The organism is Pseudomonas sp. TWRC1-2, from assembly GCF_049896685.1.
Classification (GTDB): domain Bacteria; phylum Pseudomonadota; class Gammaproteobacteria; order Pseudomonadales; family Pseudomonadaceae; genus Aquipseudomonas.
Map to the genome: position 1 here is coordinate 164230 of NZ_JAFCUU010000011.1, position 16808 is coordinate 181037.

General features: G+C 59.0%; 20 protein-coding genes. 2 read left to right on the forward strand and 18 right to left on the reverse strand.

Annotated elements, in window-relative coordinates; translation table 11 throughout:
- Nucleotides 1-30: 30 nt before the first annotated feature.
- Nucleotides 31-681 (reverse strand): response regulator transcription factor ErdR, encoded by a 651-nt coding sequence (gene erdR, locus ACP7B3_RS26675; protein WP_106577231.1) that lies wholly within the window; start codon nt 679-681, stop codon nt 31-33.
- A gap of 252 nt (nt 682-933) precedes the next feature.
- Nucleotides 934-1653 carry a tRNA-uridine aminocarboxypropyltransferase gene (locus ACP7B3_RS26680; protein WP_145161639.1) on the reverse strand — a complete coding sequence of 240 codons (720 nt, stop codon included), beginning with the start codon at nt 1651-1653 and terminating at the stop codon, nt 934-936.
- 197 nt (nt 1654-1850) lie between these two features.
- Here ACP7B3_RS26680 and ACP7B3_RS26685 point away from each other — a divergent pair, with 197 nt between their 5' ends.
- Together ACP7B3_RS26685 and ACP7B3_RS26690 are read left to right on the forward strand one after the other, a co-directional pair.
- Nucleotides 1851-2291 carry a PA3611 family quorum-sensing-regulated virulence factor gene (locus ACP7B3_RS26685; protein ID WP_106577233.1) on the forward strand — a complete coding sequence of 147 codons (441 nt, stop codon included), beginning with the start codon at nt 1851-1853 and terminating at the stop codon, nt 2289-2291.
- Between the two features lie 378 nt (nt 2292-2669).
- The gene (locus ACP7B3_RS26690) at nt 2670-3782 is read left to right on the forward strand and encodes a TIGR00730 family Rossman fold protein (protein WP_145161636.1); all 1113 of its coding nucleotides are present in this window, start codon (nt 2670-2672) and stop codon (nt 3780-3782) included.
- Between the two features lie 197 nt (nt 3783-3979).
- Here the strand turns inward: ACP7B3_RS26690 and recX are convergent, their stop codons facing one another.
- The 16 genes from recX to ACP7B3_RS26770 form a co-directional block, all read right to left on the reverse strand.
- Nucleotides 3980-4447, reverse strand: a complete 468-nt coding sequence (gene recX / locus ACP7B3_RS26695) for a recombination regulator RecX (protein WP_017137076.1) — start codon at nt 4445-4447, stop codon at nt 3980-3982.
- Nucleotides 4448-4455: 8 nt separating this feature from the next.
- Nucleotides 4456-5514 (reverse strand): recombinase RecA, encoded by a 1059-nt coding sequence (recA, locus tag ACP7B3_RS26700; protein WP_003189042.1) that lies wholly within the window; start codon nt 5512-5514, stop codon nt 4456-4458.
- A gap of 83 nt (nt 5515-5597) precedes the next feature.
- Nucleotides 5598-6098 carry a CinA family protein gene (locus ACP7B3_RS26705; RefSeq protein WP_426182067.1) on the reverse strand — a complete coding sequence of 167 codons (501 nt, stop codon included), beginning with the start codon at nt 6096-6098 and terminating at the stop codon, nt 5598-5600.
- 82 nt (nt 6099-6180) lie between these two features.
- Nucleotides 6181-6660 (reverse strand): lysis system i-spanin subunit Rz, encoded by a 480-nt coding sequence (locus ACP7B3_RS26710; RefSeq protein ID WP_369300846.1) that lies wholly within the window; start codon nt 6658-6660, stop codon nt 6181-6183.
- Nucleotides 6648-7205, reverse strand: coding sequence for a glycoside hydrolase family 19 protein (locus tag ACP7B3_RS26715; RefSeq protein ID WP_426182070.1), 558 nt, complete (start codon nt 7203-7205; stop codon nt 6648-6650). Before ACP7B3_RS26715 ends, ACP7B3_RS26710 begins: the two co-directional genes overlap by 13 nt.
- A 6-nt stretch (nt 7206-7211) precedes the next feature.
- A complete protein-coding gene (locus tag ACP7B3_RS26720) occupies nt 7212-8219 on the reverse strand; it encodes a contractile injection system protein, VgrG/Pvc8 family (protein ID WP_106577238.1) in 1008 nt (335 codons plus the stop codon).
- A 9-nt stretch (nt 8220-8228) separates the two neighbouring features.
- Nucleotides 8229-8441, reverse strand: coding sequence for a tail protein X (locus ACP7B3_RS26725; protein WP_426182073.1), 213 nt, complete (start codon nt 8439-8441; stop codon nt 8229-8231).
- The gene (locus tag ACP7B3_RS26730) at nt 8434-8817 is read right to left on the reverse strand and encodes a phage tail protein (protein ID WP_145161628.1); all 384 of its coding nucleotides are present in this window, start codon (nt 8815-8817) and stop codon (nt 8434-8436) included. Before ACP7B3_RS26730 ends, ACP7B3_RS26725 begins: the two co-directional genes overlap by 8 nt.
- A complete protein-coding gene (locus ACP7B3_RS26735; protein ID WP_426182076.1) occupies nt 8817-11030 on the reverse strand; it encodes a phage tail tape measure protein in 2214 nt (737 codons plus the stop codon). The genes ACP7B3_RS26730 and ACP7B3_RS26735 overlap by 1 nt, the downstream gene beginning before the upstream one ends.
- 6 nt (nt 11031-11036) lie before the next feature.
- Nucleotides 11037-11162, reverse strand: a complete 126-nt coding sequence (locus tag ACP7B3_RS26740; RefSeq protein ID WP_017844653.1) for a hypothetical protein — start codon at nt 11160-11162, stop codon at nt 11037-11039.
- Complete coding sequence (locus tag ACP7B3_RS26745; protein WP_426182079.1) at nt 11159-11731, reverse strand: phage tail assembly protein; 573 nt, start codon at nt 11729-11731, stop codon at nt 11159-11161. The genes ACP7B3_RS26740 and ACP7B3_RS26745 overlap by 4 nt, the downstream gene beginning before the upstream one ends.
- Nucleotides 11732-11913: 182 nt before the next feature.
- Nucleotides 11914-12420, reverse strand: a complete 507-nt coding sequence (locus ACP7B3_RS26750) for a phage major tail tube protein (RefSeq protein WP_416364289.1) — start codon at nt 12418-12420, stop codon at nt 11914-11916.
- The gene (locus ACP7B3_RS26755) at nt 12420-13586 is read right to left on the reverse strand and encodes a phage tail protein (protein WP_110624383.1); all 1167 of its coding nucleotides are present in this window, start codon (nt 13584-13586) and stop codon (nt 12420-12422) included. The genes ACP7B3_RS26750 and ACP7B3_RS26755 overlap by 1 nt, the downstream gene beginning before the upstream one ends.
- Nucleotides 13587-13588: 2 nt before the next feature.
- Complete coding sequence (locus tag ACP7B3_RS26760) at nt 13589-13768, reverse strand: hypothetical protein (protein ID WP_017137065.1); 180 nt, start codon at nt 13766-13768, stop codon at nt 13589-13591.
- A 93-nt stretch (nt 13769-13861) separates the two neighbouring features.
- Entirely contained in the window at nt 13862-14407 is a 546-nt protein-coding gene (locus ACP7B3_RS26765; RefSeq protein ID WP_426182084.1) for a phage tail protein, read from the reverse strand.
- Between the two features lie 20 nt (nt 14408-14427).
- Complete coding sequence (locus tag ACP7B3_RS26770) at nt 14428-16806, reverse strand: phage tail protein (RefSeq protein ID WP_426182087.1); 2379 nt, start codon at nt 16804-16806, stop codon at nt 14428-14430.
- Nucleotides 16807-16808: the final 2 nt, after the last annotated feature.

Here is a 16808-nt window from a genome sequence, read left to right on the forward strand (position 1 = left end):
AAAGTCAAAAAAGCGTGAATCGGCAATGTCTTAGTGCTGCGAAATTGACTCAAGTTGTTGCAAGAGCAGCGCCGCCTGGGTGCGCGTGCGCACGCCCAGCTTGCGAAAAATCGCCGTCACATGGGCCTTGATGGTCGCTTCCGACACGCTCAATTCGTAAGCAATCTGCTTGTTCAGCAAGCCTTCGCAGACCATGGTCAACACCCGAAATTGCTGGGGCGTCAGGCTGGCGAGGCCATCACGGGCAGCCTTGGCTTCGTCGGACACGTTGATTTCTTCAAACGCTTGCGGCGGCCAGGACACATCGCCGTCAAGCACGGTACGCACGGCTTTCTGGATCGCTTCCATTGAACTGGACTTGGGAATGAAACCGCTGGCGCCAAACTCCTTGGAGCGCACCACCACGTCAGCTTCTTCCTGGGCCGAAACCATCACCACCGGGATCTGCGGGTATTGCCCGCGTAACAGCACCAGCCCGGAAAAACCGTAGGCGCCGGGCATGTTCAGGTCGAGCAGCACCAGGTCCCAGTCGGATTTTTCGGTGAGTCGTGCTTCCAGCTCGGCAATGCTGGCCACTTCAACCAGTCGCACGTCCGGGCCAAGGCCCAGGGTTACCGCCTGATGCAGCGCACTGCGAAACAGCGGATGGTCATCGGCTATCAGGATTTCGTATGTGGCCATTGATTAAATGATCCTGTTTTTATGGCAGCCCTGACGGGTTCAGGGTTCGCCAGTACACAAGGCAACGGCCAGGCAGCCACCGCCACGGGGGCAGGCTCAGCGTCAAAAACACCTGCAACGACGCTGAAAATTCACGGTTACGCCCCAATCGGCGCCCAGCATGCCCAGCGTAGCCTGGGGGGTCAAGCACTACGCCCGCGGGCATTTTAGCGAGTTGCAGGTTTACAGTGCCATCATGCAAACGTCGTCTGGTCATACCGCCGGGATGTGGGGCGAGAGGCGCGCATGAACGCTGTCCGCCGGGTCCAGCGGCAACAGGAACTTGGCCGCCAGGTAATGGGTGCTGAATACGTCAAGGTAAGCATCCAGCACTTCACTGGCCGCCTGATCGCTGGCCAGTTCCAGGCACAGCGCCGCGACTTCGGCGGTGCAAAAATGATCATCCCGCTTGGAGCGGCGCAGCTTGTAGCGCGACAGCTGTTCAGGCGCCAGGCTCAACACGGGCAAGTGCTCAAGGTAAGGGCTCTTGCGGAACATCTTGCGCGCTTCGCTCCAGGTGCCATCCAGCAGGATGAACAACGGGCGCTTGCCCTCCTCCACTTTCACCTCACTGACAACCCGCTCTGGCGCGACGAATTCGCCGGGAAACACGATGTAGGGTTGCCACTGCGGGTCGGCCAGCAGGGTCAGCAACGCGGGATCGACCTCGGTGCGCGACCAGGCGAACGCGGTGGTGTCGTCAATCACATCGGCAATCAGCCAGCCGGTGTTGCTCGGCTTCATCGGCTCCACATCGTGCATCAGCAGGCACATCGCCGAACGCGCCTCTACCTGCGGCCGCCAGGCACACAGGCAATATTCGGGAATCACCCGGCAGCCGGGGCAACGTTCGGCGCGCGAACCTCGGTTGAGGAACGGGCGCACGGCCCGCGCCAGCCGTTGGGTACGCAAGCGGGAAACGGCATGGCTCATCGGGTGCAACCCGTAGAAGGCAAAATCGACACTGGGGAACTCGAGACAGGCTTAAGTGGCGGCAGTTTACCAGAGCCGCCGGCACTTCTGAGCGATACGCCTGGCTGTAGTGGCAGGCGCTCACCTATAATTGCGCGCCACTGAACGCACAGCGCAGTGGCTGGTCTATGCACCAGTAACCGAATCAGGAGATTTTCATGCTGCGTTCCATGCTGCGCCTTGTTGCCCCATCCGTCGCCCTCGCGCTGGTATTGCCCATGGGCGCCCACGCGGCCTCGCTGCTGGAGGCCCAAATGAATAGGAAGCTGCAAAGCGTCGCGGCCGAAAGCAACAAGGACCTGCCCCGGGAAATCGATGAAAAAACCCTGGAAGTGGCCTACACCGTTGAAGGCATGCAGCTGATCGATCACCTCAGCGTGCAGCCTGACCGTGCCGAACAGATGCGCGCCAACCCCAAGGCCGTGTATTTCCAGCTGGGTCAAAGCGTTTGCCTGAACAAGGGTTACCGCGAGTTGATGGCCAAGGGCGCCGTGATGCGCTATGACATCTCCGAGAACAAGACCAACCGCCCGGTGGCGTCGGTCAAGTTTGTCGAAGCCGATTGCCCGGCACCTGCCGCAGCGAAGAAGAAAAAGTAACGATTGCTCGACCATCGCGCGCTGCTGTCCTGTGGCGCGCACTTCCCTCGCTGCCTATGCTTACCGACGACTAAACTGCTTGATGTGCGGCCAATAACCGGTTGCCAGCCAAGGGTTTTTCGGCTCATGATCAAGTCATCCCGACCGCCTGCCCCGCGTATTTTCCACGCCGTTCTGTAACATTTTCAGGGCAAAAGAGGGTTGCCCTCCTGCGACTTGCAGTGCAAAGGTTTCCAAATCACAAGGAACATACAGAGCCCGCTTCGCCGCTCGGTGCATACCGTGCAATGCCCCTGGCGTGCGGCGACACATGCAGTGTCGTGGCCGCGGACGAATACCTCGCCGAGGGCCCAGGTTCTGTGAAGAAGGAGAAGTTGAATGCCTTACGAATCGAATGACCGTCTGCTCCGTCATTTTGAAGAACACGGGACCGACCTCACTCAGCAGGTCGACGCGCAACTCCAGCTGGTCGCGCCCAGCAGCCCGAACATTCCCCTTTATCGCGACATGATCCTCACCGTTCTGCGCATGGCCCAGGACGATCGCAACCGTTGGAACGCCAAAATCACCTTGCAGGCGATCCGCGAACTGGACAATGCCTTCCGCGTGCTCGAACAGTTCAAGGACCGCCGCAAGGTGACCGTGTTCGGCTCGGCACGAACACCGGTTGAAAGCCCGTTGTACGCCCTGGCCCGGGAAGTCGGCGCCCAGCTAGCGCAATCGGACCTGATGGTGATCACCGGCGGTGGCGGCGGCATCATGGCGGCAGCCCACGAAGGCGCCGGCCTGGAACACAGCCTGGGGTTCAACATTACCCTGCCGTTTGAGCAGCACGCCAACCCGACCATCGACGGCACTGAGAACCTGCTGTCCTTCCACTTCTTCTTTACCCGCAAGCTGTTTTTCGTCAAGGAAGCCGATGCGCTGGTGTTGTGCCCGGGCGGGTTCGGCACCCTGGATGAAGCGCTTGAAGTGCTCACCCTGATCCAGACCGGCAAAAGCCCACTAGTGCCAGTAGTACTGCTGGATGCTCCGGGCGGCGGTTTTTGGCAAGGCGCTCTGGACTTTATCCGCAGCCAGCTCGAAGCCAATCGCTATATCCTGCCCACCGACCTCAAGCTGGTCCGACTGGTACACAGTGCTGAAGAAGCCGTGGACGAAATCAACCAGTTCTATGCCAACTTTCACTCCACGCGCTGGTTGAAGCGTGAGTTTGTGGTGCGCATGAACCATCCGCTCAGTGAACGGGCGCTGGCTCATTTGCAAAGCGAGTTTGCCAGCCTGCGGCTGAGTGGTGAGTTCCAGCAGCTTGCCTATACCGGCGAGGAACACGATGAGCCGAGGTTCAGCCATTTGACGCGCTTGGTGTTCAACTTCAATGGCCGCGATCAAGGTCGACTGCGAGAGTTGGTGGATTACATCAACCTGCCGGAAAACTGGGCACAGGCTCAGGGGAAAGCGCAGCAGCGAGTAACGCCCGAGCCAGCATGATTTTTTGAAGGCAAAAAAAAAGGCCCACTATTTTCATAGTGGGCCTTTTTAATTTACCGAGTTCGATCAGATGCAGCAGATTCGATGTGGGAGCTGGCTTGCCTGCGATGGCATCATCGCGATCCTACTGGGAAACCGAAGCGTCCACATCGCAGGCAAGCCAGCGCCTGAATTTTAAATTTCAGCAGCTCGAAAGCTCAGTCTTCCATGTCTCGGCCGCTTAACAGGCGGCTGATCATATCCATCGAAAACCCGCGATAACTCAGGAAGCGACCTTGCTTAGCACGCTCCCTGGCATCAATCGGAAGATGGCCGGCAAACTTGCGGCGCCAGGTATCTTCCAACTGCGACTGCCAACTGATACCGCACTCACGCAGGGCGAGGTCGATATCAGCGCGTTGCAGACCGCGCTGGCTCAGCTCTTCACGAATTCGCGCCGGGCCATAGCCGGAGCGCGCGCGGTAGGAGACAAAGCTTTCCAGGTAACGCGCTTCCGACAGAAGCCCTTCTTCCGTTAAGCGGTCGAGGGCAGTTTCGATCATCTCGGGCTCTGCACCGCGCTGACGCAGTTTACGCGTCAGCTCGACTCGACCATGCTCGCGTCGAGCGAGCAGGTCCATCGCAGTGCGCCGAACGGCGACGAGTGTATCCAGTACAACAGTCATCGTTTGCTTCAGATGTCAGTGTCAGCTTCTTCGACTTCTTCAACCGGCTCACGATTGGCAGCAGCTTTCACGTCTGGCGCTGCGGTCAGCAGCTTGTCGCGAATCTGCTTCTCGAGCGTGGCGGCGATATCCGGGTTGTCTGCCAGGAACTTGGCCGAGTTGGCCTTGCCCTGACCGATCTTGCTGCCGTTGTAGGCATACCAGGCGCCGGATTTCTCGACGAAACCGTGCAACACGCCCAGGTCGATCATCTCGCCGTTCAGGTAGATACCCTTGCCGTAGAGAATCTGGAACTCAGCCTGACGGAAAGGCGGAGCCACTTTGTTCTTCACGACTTTAACGCGGGTTTCGCTGCCGACAACCTCGTCACCTTCCTTCACCGCGCCGGTACGACGGATGTCCAGACGAACCGAAGCGTAGAACTTCAACGCGTTACCACCGGTGGTGGTTTCCGGGCTGCCGAACATCACGCCGATCTTCATACGGATCTGGTTGATGAAGATCACCAGGCAGTTGGCGTTCTTGATGTTACCGGTGATTTTACGCAGCGCCTGGGACATCAGGCGGGCTTGCAGGCCCACGTGCATGTCGCCCATTTCGCCTTCGATTTCAGCTTTCGGTACCAGGGCTGCCACGGAATCGACCACGATCACGTCGATGGCGTTGGAGCGCACCAGCATGTCGGTGATTTCCAGGGCTTGCTCACCGGTGTCCGGCTGGGAAACGAGCAGGTCGTCTACGTTGACGCCCAGTTTGCCGGCGTATTCAGGATCCAGGGCGTGCTCGGCGTCGACGAACGCGCAGGTGGCGCCCATTTTTTGCGCCTGGGCAATCACCGACAGAGTCAGAGTGGTTTTACCGGAAGATTCAGGACCGTAGATTTCGACGATACGGCCTTTTGGCAGGCCGCCAATGCCGAGCGCGATGTCCAGACCCAGAGAGCCAGTGGAAATAGCCGGGATCGCCTGACGATCGTGATCGCCCATACGCATTACGGCACCCTTGCCGAATTGACGTTCGATCTGACCCAGGGCCGCAGCCAAGGCTTTCTTCTTGTTGTCGTCCATTAAAGTCCTCACGTAATCAATAAGGCCTGACGGCCAACACCTGTATAAGTAGACAGTATTGTTCCACAAAGATCGAAGATCGCCTACCCCTGTTTTTCTATTTCTAGTGCAGCTCGTCGCAACAAGCCCTCAAGCGCGGCTTTTACCGTTTGTCGGCGGACCTCGTCGCGGTTGCCGGGGAAGTGCGCAAGCTCGGCCGTCACCTCTTCGCCAACCCCAAACGCCAGCCAGACGGTGCCGACCGGTTTGTCCGGCGAACCACCATCCGGCCCTGCCACACCACTGACCGCCACGGCAAAGCGCGACAGGCTTTTTTCCTGTGCACCACGGACCATCGCCTCCACCACTTCCTGGCTGACAGCGCCGACTTTGGCGAACAGCTTCTCCGGTACGCCCAACTGCCGGGTCTTCTGTCGATTGGAGTAAGTGACATATCCCGCCTCGAACCAGGCCGAACTGCCCGGAATCCGCGTGATCGCTTCGGCAATACCGCCGCCGGTGCACGACTCGGCGGTAGTGACGTGGGCGTTGAGCACCTGCAAACGGCGACCCAGTTCAGCGGCCAGTTGAGTGATTTCCTTCACGGTCGACTCCAGAAGTAGGCGGGGGATTTGCCTACCCTACAGGAGCAAATCGCACGCGCAAGCGACAGACTGGATCAAGATGCTAACGCCCGACGGCGCGCACGTACGCTTGGCAGGCACGTAAGGCGATCAGGGCGTTATCGCCGTCGTCGGTGATGGCGATAATTCGTTGAGCATGCGCCGGGTCAAGTCGGGCTCGCGGGGCTGCATGAACCACGCCGCCGGAGGTGGCGGCGGCTGGCATTGGGCAGCCGAGGGTACGGTCGGTGGCGTCAAGAAGGACTGACAACCGCACATCAGCAGTGGCCAGGCGGTCGCGCAGAGCAGCTTGATTACGCTGGGCATCAATCAATTCCTGGGCATGTTGTCGGTCGCTGGCACTGAGTTGCTGCTCCAGCGCCAGCCGTTTTTTCTGCTCTGCCTGCTGTCGAAGCGAGGCCGCCTGAGCGTTTAGATCCGCCTGCTGCTCAAGCTGCGTACCATATCGCCACGCCTGCACCTGCCAAACCGCAACCACCAGCAAACACACGCCGATCAGCCGTAACCCGCCTAAGAAGCGCACAACACCGCCTTCGCCCGGGCCCACAATTGCAGACGGTGCTCCAGCCCGTTCAACCCACCGTTGATGCGTCGGGTGATGGTGGTGAACTGGTCCTTGTCGGCCAGCTCATTCAAACCGTTGCTTTGCCAGAACCACGCCGCCGATTCACACGCCCACTGCGGCTGCTCCAGCAACTCGGGCTGGCGCAGCAGGCGATCGTCGCCAAACAGCGCCTGGCTGCACGCCAGGTAATTGCGCCGCCCCGTAATCTGGATCAGTCCCCTGCCCCGATACTTCTGGCCATCGCCGTCCGCTTCAGGGGTGTTGCCCAGGCGTGCGGCCAAGATGCCGGTGTCGTATTTGCTGAGGTATTGGTCGCTTCCCAACTCGCGCACGTAGCGCAGCTCACCGGATTCGTGGCCAACTTGCGCGAGGAACGCAGCGATGCGCTTGGGTTGGCCGATCTGGAACCTGGGCATTGCAGTGTTCAATGCGGACAAAAAAAGGCCCGCAACAGGGCGGGCTCCGGGCAGGATTTGAACCAGTTGAGAAAGCGTTATAGCCATGGGTCCTCACTCGGCCGCGGATAAACCGTTGGCCATGATCGTGCATCGATAACTCTCGCTGCGCTTGCCACTGGAGGTCACCGTCTTGATCGACCAACGGCCGCGCATGAAGTCGGGCCACGACTCGTCCAGCAGCAACAGGCCTTCAGCGCCGAACAAGGGGTTTCCGGGGCAGATCACATTGACCTGCATCCCTTCGCGCCCCACTCGGCGCATCTCGCCCTCGGCAGCGGTTCTGGCTTCGGCCTCGTTCTGGTAACGCTGCGTCACCACCTTGAACGGCGCGATGCCCACCTGCACCACCCGTTGTTTACCGGCTGCCGCGTCCCACCAGGACGTTTGTGCGCCCAGGTAAGTAGCGCGGCTGGTTTGGGTAAAGCTGGCGGTGATAAACGCGCGATCACCCGGACGATTGTCGCGGGTGATCGACAACGGCACGACCGGCAAGACCTTGCCCGACAGCGATTTTGTCTGCCCTTTGCGGCCCAGCACATACAGCTCGTCGACAGGCTTGGCCACGGCATCGAAGCGATTGGCCAGACGCGTGAGAAACGCCATGTCACTTTCATTGGTCTGGTCGATGTGCGGGATATGCTCGCCTTCCAGATCAGGCGCCACGCGCGGTGAAAAACCGTAGCGCGTGGTCAATTGGCGAAACAGCGCACCCAGGCTGATCGGCCCGTGACTGGCGGTGCGCCGCTTCTTGAATTCGGGCTCATCAAAGGGCGCCGCCGTCGCCACCAGCACCAGACGCAGCGGGAACAGTGACGGTGTGCGCTGGGTGATTTTGAAGCGGCCCTTGTCCACCAGGCCCGACTCCCGATACCCGATGCGCAAGCCGATACGCCCGCCCAGGCTGGGCAGCCCTTCAAGGCCCTCGATGTCGAGTGTCAGCTTGAGCTGGTCGGACGTGAATCCGGCCATGTCGGTATGCTCCCACTCCAACAGCCGCTCATTGAGGAGCGCGGCATTGGCACCGTAAATCTCCACCACGGGTGTAAATCCAAGTGTCATGGTTGCTCCTTAATCCCAGGCCGTAACCGGCTGCCTGGCCACGGGCTGGTTATCCAGCTCAGGCACAATCACATTGACGCCTGCCGGCAATACCGCGCCCTGTTCGGCCAACTGCGGGTTCAAGCGCCACAGCACCTCTTCGGCGGCATCATCACAGCGACCGAGCTCGCGATAGAGCAACAGGTTGACCGAGTCACCGGCAATACTTCGAACCTTACGCATTGACGAACTCCTCCAGTACCAACACCCAATTGACCACCATGGCCGTGCCGTCATCGATCACACAGGACTGTTTTTCGTCCACCGATTTGATGGTCCACAGCCCCCAGTTCAGGCCTACGCCATCGACCAGCGGCAACGGCACACGCTGGGCTTGCAGCGCACGCAATTCGTCCATCCGCGCCATGCCCAGCGCGCGTGCAGCCTTGCCGCCGAATGACAGCGTTTCGAGCGCCTGGCCAACTTGGGTGGATTTGGGCTTGCCGGAAACGATATCCAGGCTGCCCCAACCCCCACTGCTCAAACGGTCCAGGGTGTCGTAGGCAAACCCACGGGACAGCCCGAAAATAAACGGGCCCAACGCCATTTGTTGTCGCATCACACCACTCCTGTATCGGTCAGGGCCGAGTCACGTCGCGTCGCCAGCAGGCTGTCCATCGACAGCGGCGAGAATTGCGCTTCGATCTGTTGCACCACGATCGCGGCCAGTTGTTGTGGGTTGGCCTGCTCGGGTGCGTTGATGGTGATTTGCGGCGCGAAGTTGACTTGGCGGTTGTCGGCTTGAGCGCTACTGAGGTTTTTGCTGGTCTCGCCAGGTGATGGCAGACGGTCATCGGAGCCCATCAGTTTTTCACTCAGCCATGCGCCGATATCACTGCCGGCAAACGTACCCAGCGCGCCGCCGACCACTTTGCCGATGGCACCGCCAGCGACACCGCCCATGACCCCGCCCAGCACTGTGCCAGCCCCCGGCACCACCGAGCCGATCGCCGCCCCGGCGAGCGTGCCGAGCGCGCGGCCAACGGCCATGCCCGCAAATTCGCCAGCAACGCCACCGGCAACACCGCCGCCGACTGACCCTACCGTGGTGCCGACGGCTTTACCCAGGTTCCCCGACATCGCGCCCTGAACAAGGTCAATGCCAGCACCCGCCAGCACCACGCCAAGGGAGCCACTTCGCGCGACCTTACTGGCTCTCGCAGTTCGTGAAGGCTTGTCTGCCGAGCGATCACCGCGCGGCGTTTCGTTGCCTTTGGGTGTGTTCTGGCTGGCTGGCGCGCTCACCTTGCCTGGTGTGGTATCGCCGCCTCCGAGAACCTTGCCGGCGACCTTCTCGAACACCTTGTCCTTCACCGCATCGAACACACCAGAAAACACCGGCCCCAGTGCCGCGCCAGCCAGCGTTACAGCAGCCGTAGTCTTGGGCAGTGCCTCGGCCAACCAGCCCACGCCCGTCACCAGCCCGGTCATCGCGGTCAACGAGGTGTCCACGATCGGCGCCAGCGCGGCATCCTTGGCGGTATCCAGACGCGTGGTGCTGGCCTCGAAGGCTTGACGACGTGCCTGTGTGGAGTCTGCGCGAACCGCTGCCGAACGCAGGACCGAGCCTTGTTCGCCAAGTGCCGACGTCGCGTACACCGACTTGTCGGCCACCAGCGTAAACGCCTGCTTTACCGTATCGATGGCGGGCACCAGGCTCAGAATCGACTGGTTGCCATCGAACAATTGAGTGGCCAACGCCGCTTGTTTCTCAGCCGGTTGCGCCTTGAGCGCTTCAAGCACCGTGAGCAGGGTCTGGGGCGCATCCTGCTGCATCCCGCCAGCGAGCAACGTGGGATCAAGCTTGAGCGCCGCCCACGCGTTGCGCTGGCTTTCAGAAGCGCCGTCGCCTTTGGCCAGGGTGCTGCTGATTTTCTCCAGCCCGACACCGGCTGCACTCTTGCTGTTGCCGGCACTGAGCAATGCCGCCGAAAGCGCCGCTGCCTGCTCGGGGCTCATGCCCGCGGCGGTGGCCGTCCCCCCTGCGCGCTGCACAATAGCGCCGATATCCGCCGCTTCTGCCTTGAGCGAAACGTGGGTGCCCAACACATTGGTCGCGTCAGCCAGGTCCCGGGTTTGCTCGCGGTCGAGTTTCATCGACTCGCGCCAGCCGCCCATCATGTCGCCGGCATTTTTGACGTCGACCTTGAAGGCCGTCGCCATGATGGCTGCGTCGCGGGCGAACTGTGTCAGGTCGTCCTGACGAGCCGCGCGGTCGATATTGCCCGAGGCATCCTTGCGGTCGCTGCCGATGCCGGACCGGGCGGCCACATACTCGACCTGTGCCAGCTCCACAGCGCTTGCACCGCTCGCCGCTACCATCGGTTCCGACGCCATGGCCAAGTTGGTTTCGCGCAGTTGTTTGCGCTGGCGGCCGACAAACATCAACAACTGATCCAGGTCAGTCATCGCGGCATCCAGTGCCTGCGAGGGTTTGCGCGCCTCAGCGGGGGCTGCAGCTTTTGCTGCTCCCGCGCCTTCGCCAGCTTCGACTTGCCGGGCGTCCATCATCTTGAGCAGTGAGGCGTTGAACAGCTCGAGGGTATTCACCAGCCGATCCTGCCCCGCCGCCAGGAGATTGATCTCAAGGCTGGCAGTCGCCAGGGCCAACCCCAGACTCGCGGCCTCTACCGGCATCACGCCCGAGGGCCCGGCGATTGTTGACGCAATGGGTTTGATACTGGCCTGCGCCACTGCGGTGTCACGTGAGCCCAGCGTCAGCTCGCCTTCCGTGGCGATGGCTGACGGGCTTGCATGGTTATTGCCTGCCATACCGCTCTACTCCTGTTTGACGCCAAGGCGAGTGATCGCGATGTCGTAGCGGCGCAATGCTTTTCCGGCGTCCCAGTCGAGGATCTCCGCCTCATTGACCGAGTAAATCAGTGGCACCACATCGAGGATCACTTCGATGTCGAGCTCCGAAAGAAGTCCGCCGGTTTGTTTAAAAAATCGTCGATGCGCTCCTGCAGTTCCGTCCAGTCAGGAACGGTCAGACCGGCCAGGTCCGGAATCATCAGGCCGGTGCAATGAGCGGTAATGAATTCGGCGCGTTCTTTGTTGGTGGCGAGTTTCTTCATGGCCTTGGTAGCGCGCAGGGCAGGCATTTCCAGACTCAGTGCGGTCAGGCTGCGGCCGGCGGCATCGAGGGGCAGCAGCAGGTGCACCTGTTCATGCTGCGACGGTTCATCGCGTTCGCCGAGGAAGAACGACGCTGGGCGCGTCGACATTTCGTGCACGTACTGAGCAATGCTCACGTAGTCCGGGCGCTTGAGCTGATCGAGTTCTTTTTCCGACAGGCCGGTGGCGAGTTTCGCCAGTTCAAAAAACTGGTCGTCCTCGTCATCACCGGCCCGGGCCAGCGCAGCTTTTTGCGCGGCGTAGAACAGCGGCTTGAGTTGAATCTGCTGGATCGTCGCGCCAGTGTCGGCGGTGATCGGAGACAGCAGAATGTGCAGCGGTGGCATCCAGGCCATGGGGCAATTCCTTGTTTAAGCGTTGTTGAAAGCAGCGCAAATCTAAAGCTGAGCGCGGTCGATGTGGGAGCTGGTTTGCCTGCGATGGCATCAGCTCGGTACACCAGGCACACCCAGTCGCCTGCATCGCGGGCAAGCCCGGCTCCCACATTGACTGTGCTCACTTCAGGTCACGGTAGCCCTTAAGGCATCAGCACAGCGCGGCGGGCATCGCCGAGAATGTCGACACCGTTGAGCATGAACTTCTGGGTACGCACGTCGATGTCGATCACCGGAATGCCGTTTTCCAGACGGTTGTAGGTACGGCACGACAACTCCAGGGTAGTAGTGGCCTTGTCGCCCATCTTCAGCTTCGCCTCCTCCAGGGATTTAAGTTTGCCGCCGACGGTGTGGTAGGTGAAATAGGTCTTGCCATCCTGGTCCTGACCGGCTTCACGCACGTTCAGCAGAATATCGTCGCCCTGACGCACGCCCAGGGCCAGCATGATTTCCGGCCCGGCACCTTGCAGAACCAACTTGGCATTGAGCACCTTGCCGCTCTTGGCCATTTCTTCGGCGATGAAGCGCCCGCCGGACATGGATTCCATGTCGAATTCGATCTTCGGCGGGGTGAACTCGTCTACCGTCGCGGACAACGGCAGGCCTTGAAGGGTGGCCGCAATGGCCTGTCTTACACGGTTGGTAAACATTAGAGAACGTCCTCCAGGAACTGCTCGATGATTTCATCGCGGGCATTGAGTTGATAAATCATGTGTTCATTCGGCGCATAGCGGCCGTAGTCGATGACGATGAACCAGGTGCCGTTCTTGTACTTCTCGACACTGTTGAGTTCCGGGTGCAGGTACACGCTGCCGCCGGGGATGGTTTCGTCGGCCACCAGGGTTTGCAGCCAGTCATTGATGCGCTTGACCTCCTGGTCCATGAACGACTTGGTGAGGTTCTTGGCCATGGCTTTCTGGCCGGCCTTGACCAGCTTGCGGCTGATCGCATCTTCCAGGCCGACGTAGCTGATGAACTTGCCGGTGATGGAGCGGTTACCCAGCAGCGAAAAACCGCCAAGAATGGTGCGCGCGTAGTAGCTCACGCCGTAACGGTTGAGCAGGTCGCCTTCGGTGGAGGTGTCGAGGATGTTGTACTCGACCACGCGGGAAACGTCCTCAGCGAACGTCACTTGGTTGCCTGGGCTTTCCCACTGCTTGACCTTGGCCAGTGCAGCGATGGCCAGCGAAGATGGCGACAGGAACACGTTCTTTTTCGCCGCCTTGGAGTACACCGACGGCATGTTGTGCACCAGCAGGCAACGGTCGAAACCGAGGTCGGCCCCGCCCAGCTCGCCGCTGTAGGTCACTTGGTCAGCAACCGAAGCATCCTTGCCATCCAGCACCACACGGGCCTTGATGCGCTTGCCGAAGGCGGCGAACTCACCGGCCACGGCTTTGGTGCCGGTGAAGCCCGGAGCGCCGATGATAGTCAGGTCTTCAGGGACGCTGCTCAGGGCAGCCAGGCCCAGTTTGCGGCCAGTGGTCGGCTCGTTGCCGCCGATCACATTGTTGAGGGTGTCGGCCGGGGTTGCGCCCTCCTCCACGATCACCACGTAGACCGGCACCTTCACCACTTTGAGGATCTGGTAGACGGCCTGGAACAGCGTGCCCGACTCAGCGCCGGTGGGGTCCAGCAGCGCTTGGGTAGTAAAGCTGTTGATACGGAATGGCGCGTTTTTCGGGATCGACGCGTGGGCGTTCGGCGCAGTGCCGACCAGGCCGATGACGTTATCGCCCAGGCCACCCATGGCCTCGGGGGATTCGGTGGCATTCACGGTGATGCCGTTGTGCTCGAAGTTAAGAACCTCAGCCATGGTTAGTCAGCCTTCTTGGGGGTGGAGTTGAGGACGCTGGTCAGTTCCAGGCGGCCGGCGGTGCGCAGGGCGGATGCTTCGACGTCGAGCAGTTCCAGTTCTTCGCCGGCGGTGGACCAGTGGCCACCTCCGGTGGGGAATGGGATGAGGACGGTGTATTTCTGGCGATTAGACGTAGCCATTTTTTTGAATCTCCAGGCATAAAAAAAACCGCAACGCGGCTCTCGGGGGATGTTTCAGATATCGGGTTAAGCATTACGCGCCAAGGCGCGAGGTTATTTCTTTGGAAGTTCGGAGGGATCGACGCCCTGAAAAGCCTTCACTTCAGGCTCGGATGGCGGTGTGTAAATGAAAGGGCTCGCGGGCTGTTCCGGCCAGATCACTGCCTGTGGAAAATCAGGCTGGCCCTCCATCTGTGCAAGATGCACGCGGTACAGGCGCCAAGCCGCCACCTCAGCTTGCCTGGCGGGCAATTCGTCAGCCTCATCTCCCGCCAAACCAGCGGCGATGGTGTCTTGCAACACGTCAACCGCAATCATCAGTTCATTGATTTTCTGAGTTGCGAACGCAGCTCGGTCCGAACGAGTACACATCACCAAGGCGAGAATCATTTCACGGGTTGGCTCTTGAACCTCTCCAAACTCGCCGGCCTTCGCACGCTCGAAAAGCTCAATACCGTGAGGCTCGGTGTCATTAGGTGAAGCCGCAAAGGGCTGCTCGCCTATAGTCTGTTCAGTTTCCTCAAATACAACATTGAGAACAATCGCACTGTGCGCTTGATCAGTCCATCGCGGATTATTTGCACTTTTAATAGTAAACACTTCTATCACCTTCTTTTTTGTTAAGAAACACGTTGCCACAAGGAGGCATTAAATCCATTGACAGCACCATGCAGGCGCCATTGCCCCACGGCAATCAATCCGGAGTTATTACCTGCACCGTCTGATACGGTTGTAGACGTGTAGATCAATTGGCTACCGGGGAGTACGGTATTTTGATTATTCGTCGTCAGTGAAATTATTGAACGCGCAAACGCATATTGTCCGACTGCACTTAGGCCAAGGGCAGCCACTTTTGCACCATGATTTGCGTCACTGATCAAATCGCCAAAATCTGTTACGTCTACCGTTAAACGCAGACTCCCTGCCGAGTTATAGCCCAGTTTGATTTTGTTATTAACCTGCCCCACGCCACCGCCCTGTTGTATCGGCGTGTAGCCCAAACGCGGCTGAATGTAATAAACGACACCGTCTGTCGAACGGCGCATGTACATGAATTCAGGGTTATCGGACGCCATCCCCACCGTGGTGATGGAATCGCGAATTGGCCTGGACCAAACATACTCTTCGCACTTGGCAATTGTTTCGCCTTTTGTATACGCGTTGGTAATGCCATAGGCGGCAAGCGTTGAGCCCCAATTTGCCTTGGTGTCAGGCGAAAAGTTGCCGGAATACCAAAAATTCCCAAGATCCGTTGTATCCACCGTCGCCTTCAAGCCGACAGGGGACCAGCCGATGTTAACCCTTGATCCCGTCTGTCCCACCCCGGTGCCTTGCGCGACGGGCGTGTAATCCAGTTTTCTTTGGATAAAGTACAACGCGTTATCCGATTCTCGGCGCATGTACATAAGCGCTGGATCATTACTGGCCATGCCGATATTGGTAATACTATCGCGCATAACGCGTTGCGCAACCAGGTAACCCGTCTCATCTTTGGTATAAGCGTTGGTAATACCATAGGCCGCCAGCGTCGACCCCCAATTTGCCTTGGCGTCGGGAGAGAAGTTTCCGGAATACCAAAAATTCCCCAGGTCTGTTGTATCAACCGTTACTTTCAAACCAACGCTGGACCAACCAATATTTACTCTTGAGTTATTTTGGCCTACGCCTGTCCCTTGCGAGACGGGTGTGTAATCCAATTTCTTCTGTATGAAATACACCAGGTTATCTGTTTCACGGCGCATATACATAAGTGATGGGTCATTATTGGCCATGCCTATGTTGGTAACACCGTCGCGCAAAACACGTTGCCCGACCAGATAATTGGTTTCGTCCTTGGTAAATGCGTTAGTCACTCCATAAGCGGCAAGCGTCGACCCCCAATTAGCCTTGGTATCGGGAGAGAAATCAGAAGACGTCCAGATTTTTCCGAGATCGGAATTATCGATGGTCAACTTCAGATTATTACCTGACCACCCTAGTCTTACCGTGTTTTGGAGCTGGCCAATACCCGTGCCTTGCTGAACAGGGAGGTAGGTCAATTTTGACTGAAAGCGCACGTCGCTCTCGGTTTTTGTGAAAGCATCCACAATACCGAAACCCGCGAGACTGGTTGGGTTGGTGCCACCGATCACAAAACCTCGACGGTCAACCGAGACACTCCGATACGTGCCAGGAATGACCCCACTCGGGCCATAAATCTGCTCGAATTCGAGCGCTGTAGTGCCCAGAATAATCGGTGCATTCGTGGTCAGTTGCCACAGCGTGTCAGCGTACTTCGTGCCCTCCTCAACACTGACTATCAAGTTAGGTGTTACTTCACCACTGACATCTGCATCAGTTCGGCGAAACCAAGTGCCATTGGCAACAGTGTAAATACCATTATTGGCCGCAATCGCCTGGAACGTTACCAGTACGCTGTCGCCCGCAACAACGGCAACGCCGTCGAGCATTTGAGCACCGCTCAACACAATCGGCCCAGTTGCAGCGGCTCGCACGGACTTTTTAGCGTCCAGTTTCGCCAACTCGCCTGCCACGTACTCGGCCACCCAGGCACGCGTGGCCTTGACGATCGAGTCATCGATCGACAGCACCACGTTCGAGGCGTTGCTCGTTTGAAAAATAGCGCGCAGATAAAACTCTTTGCCTGCGCCCTGATCGGCCATTACCGGTTTGAACGACTCGGGATACTTAATCACCGCATAGAGGATACCGGTGTCAGTCCATATGGCGGCTTCGCGCACATACCAGCCACCCACCTCATTAGGGATCGTCACCTCGGCCAGTAACCAGCTTTGGTTTTTTTGATCCTGCATCAATGCATTGATGCTGCCTCGCCATACCTCACGGCGCAAAGCGACCGCAGTCGCGTCGGGGTTATAAACAGAACCGCCGCCATCGCCGACTGACATATGCGTCAACTTGATGGGCGTACCGCTTGCCTTGCAAGCGGTCTCGTAAGCGATCCCGGCATTTGTTAACAGTGTGTAGTAATCAGCCATTT

Bases quoted from the DNA above. Each gene is read 5' to 3' on its own strand.
- erdR (WP_106577231.1), bottom strand. From the start codon at position 681: ATGGCCACATACGAAATCCTGATAGCCGATGACCATCCGCTGTTTCGC.
- ACP7B3_RS26680 (WP_145161639.1), bottom strand. From the start codon at position 1,653: ATGAGCCATGCCGTTTCCCGCTTGCGTACCCAACGGCTGGCGCGGGCC.
- ACP7B3_RS26685 (WP_106577233.1), top strand. From the start codon at position 1,851: ATGCTGCGTTCCATGCTGCGCCTTGTTGCCCCATCCGTCGCCCTCGCG.
- ACP7B3_RS26690 (WP_145161636.1), top strand. From the start codon at position 2,670: ATGCCTTACGAATCGAATGACCGTCTGCTCCGTCATTTTGAAGAACAC.
- recX (WP_017137076.1), bottom strand. From the start codon at position 4,447: ATGACTGTTGTACTGGATACACTCGTCGCCGTTCGGCGCACTGCGATG.
- recA (WP_003189042.1), bottom strand. From the start codon at position 5,514: ATGGACGACAACAAGAAGAAAGCCTTGGCTGCGGCCCTGGGTCAGATC.
- ACP7B3_RS26715 (WP_426182070.1), bottom strand. From the start codon at position 7,205: ATGGCTATAACGCTTTCTCAACTGGTTCAAATCCTGCCCGGAGCCCGC.
- ACP7B3_RS26720 (WP_106577238.1), bottom strand. From the start codon at position 8,219: ATGACACTTGGATTTACACCCGTGGTGGAGATTTACGGTGCCAATGCC.
- ACP7B3_RS26725 (WP_426182073.1), bottom strand. From the start codon at position 8,441: ATGCGTAAGGTTCGAAGTATTGCCGGTGACTCGGTCAACCTGTTGCTC.
- ACP7B3_RS26730 (WP_145161628.1), bottom strand. From the start codon at position 8,817: ATGCGACAACAAATGGCGTTGGGCCCGTTTATTTTCGGGCTGTCCCGT.
- ACP7B3_RS26735 (WP_426182076.1), bottom strand. From the start codon at position 11,030: ATGGCAGGCAATAACCATGCAAGCCCGTCAGCCATCGCCACGGAAGGC.
- ACP7B3_RS26745 (WP_426182079.1), bottom strand. From the start codon at position 11,731: ATGGCCTGGATGCCACCGCTGCACATTCTGCTGTCTCCGATCACCGCC.
- ACP7B3_RS26750 (WP_416364289.1), bottom strand. From the start codon at position 12,420: ATGTTTACCAACCGTGTAAGACAGGCCATTGCGGCCACCCTTCAAGGC.
- ACP7B3_RS26755 (WP_110624383.1), bottom strand. From the start codon at position 13,586: ATGGCTGAGGTTCTTAACTTCGAGCACAACGGCATCACCGTGAATGCC.
- ACP7B3_RS26760 (WP_017137065.1), bottom strand. From the start codon at position 13,768: ATGGCTACGTCTAATCGCCAGAAATACACCGTCCTCATCCCATTCCCC.
- ACP7B3_RS26770 (WP_426182087.1), bottom strand. From the start codon at position 16,806: ATGGCTGATTACTACACACTGTTAACAAATGCCGGGATCGCTTACGAG.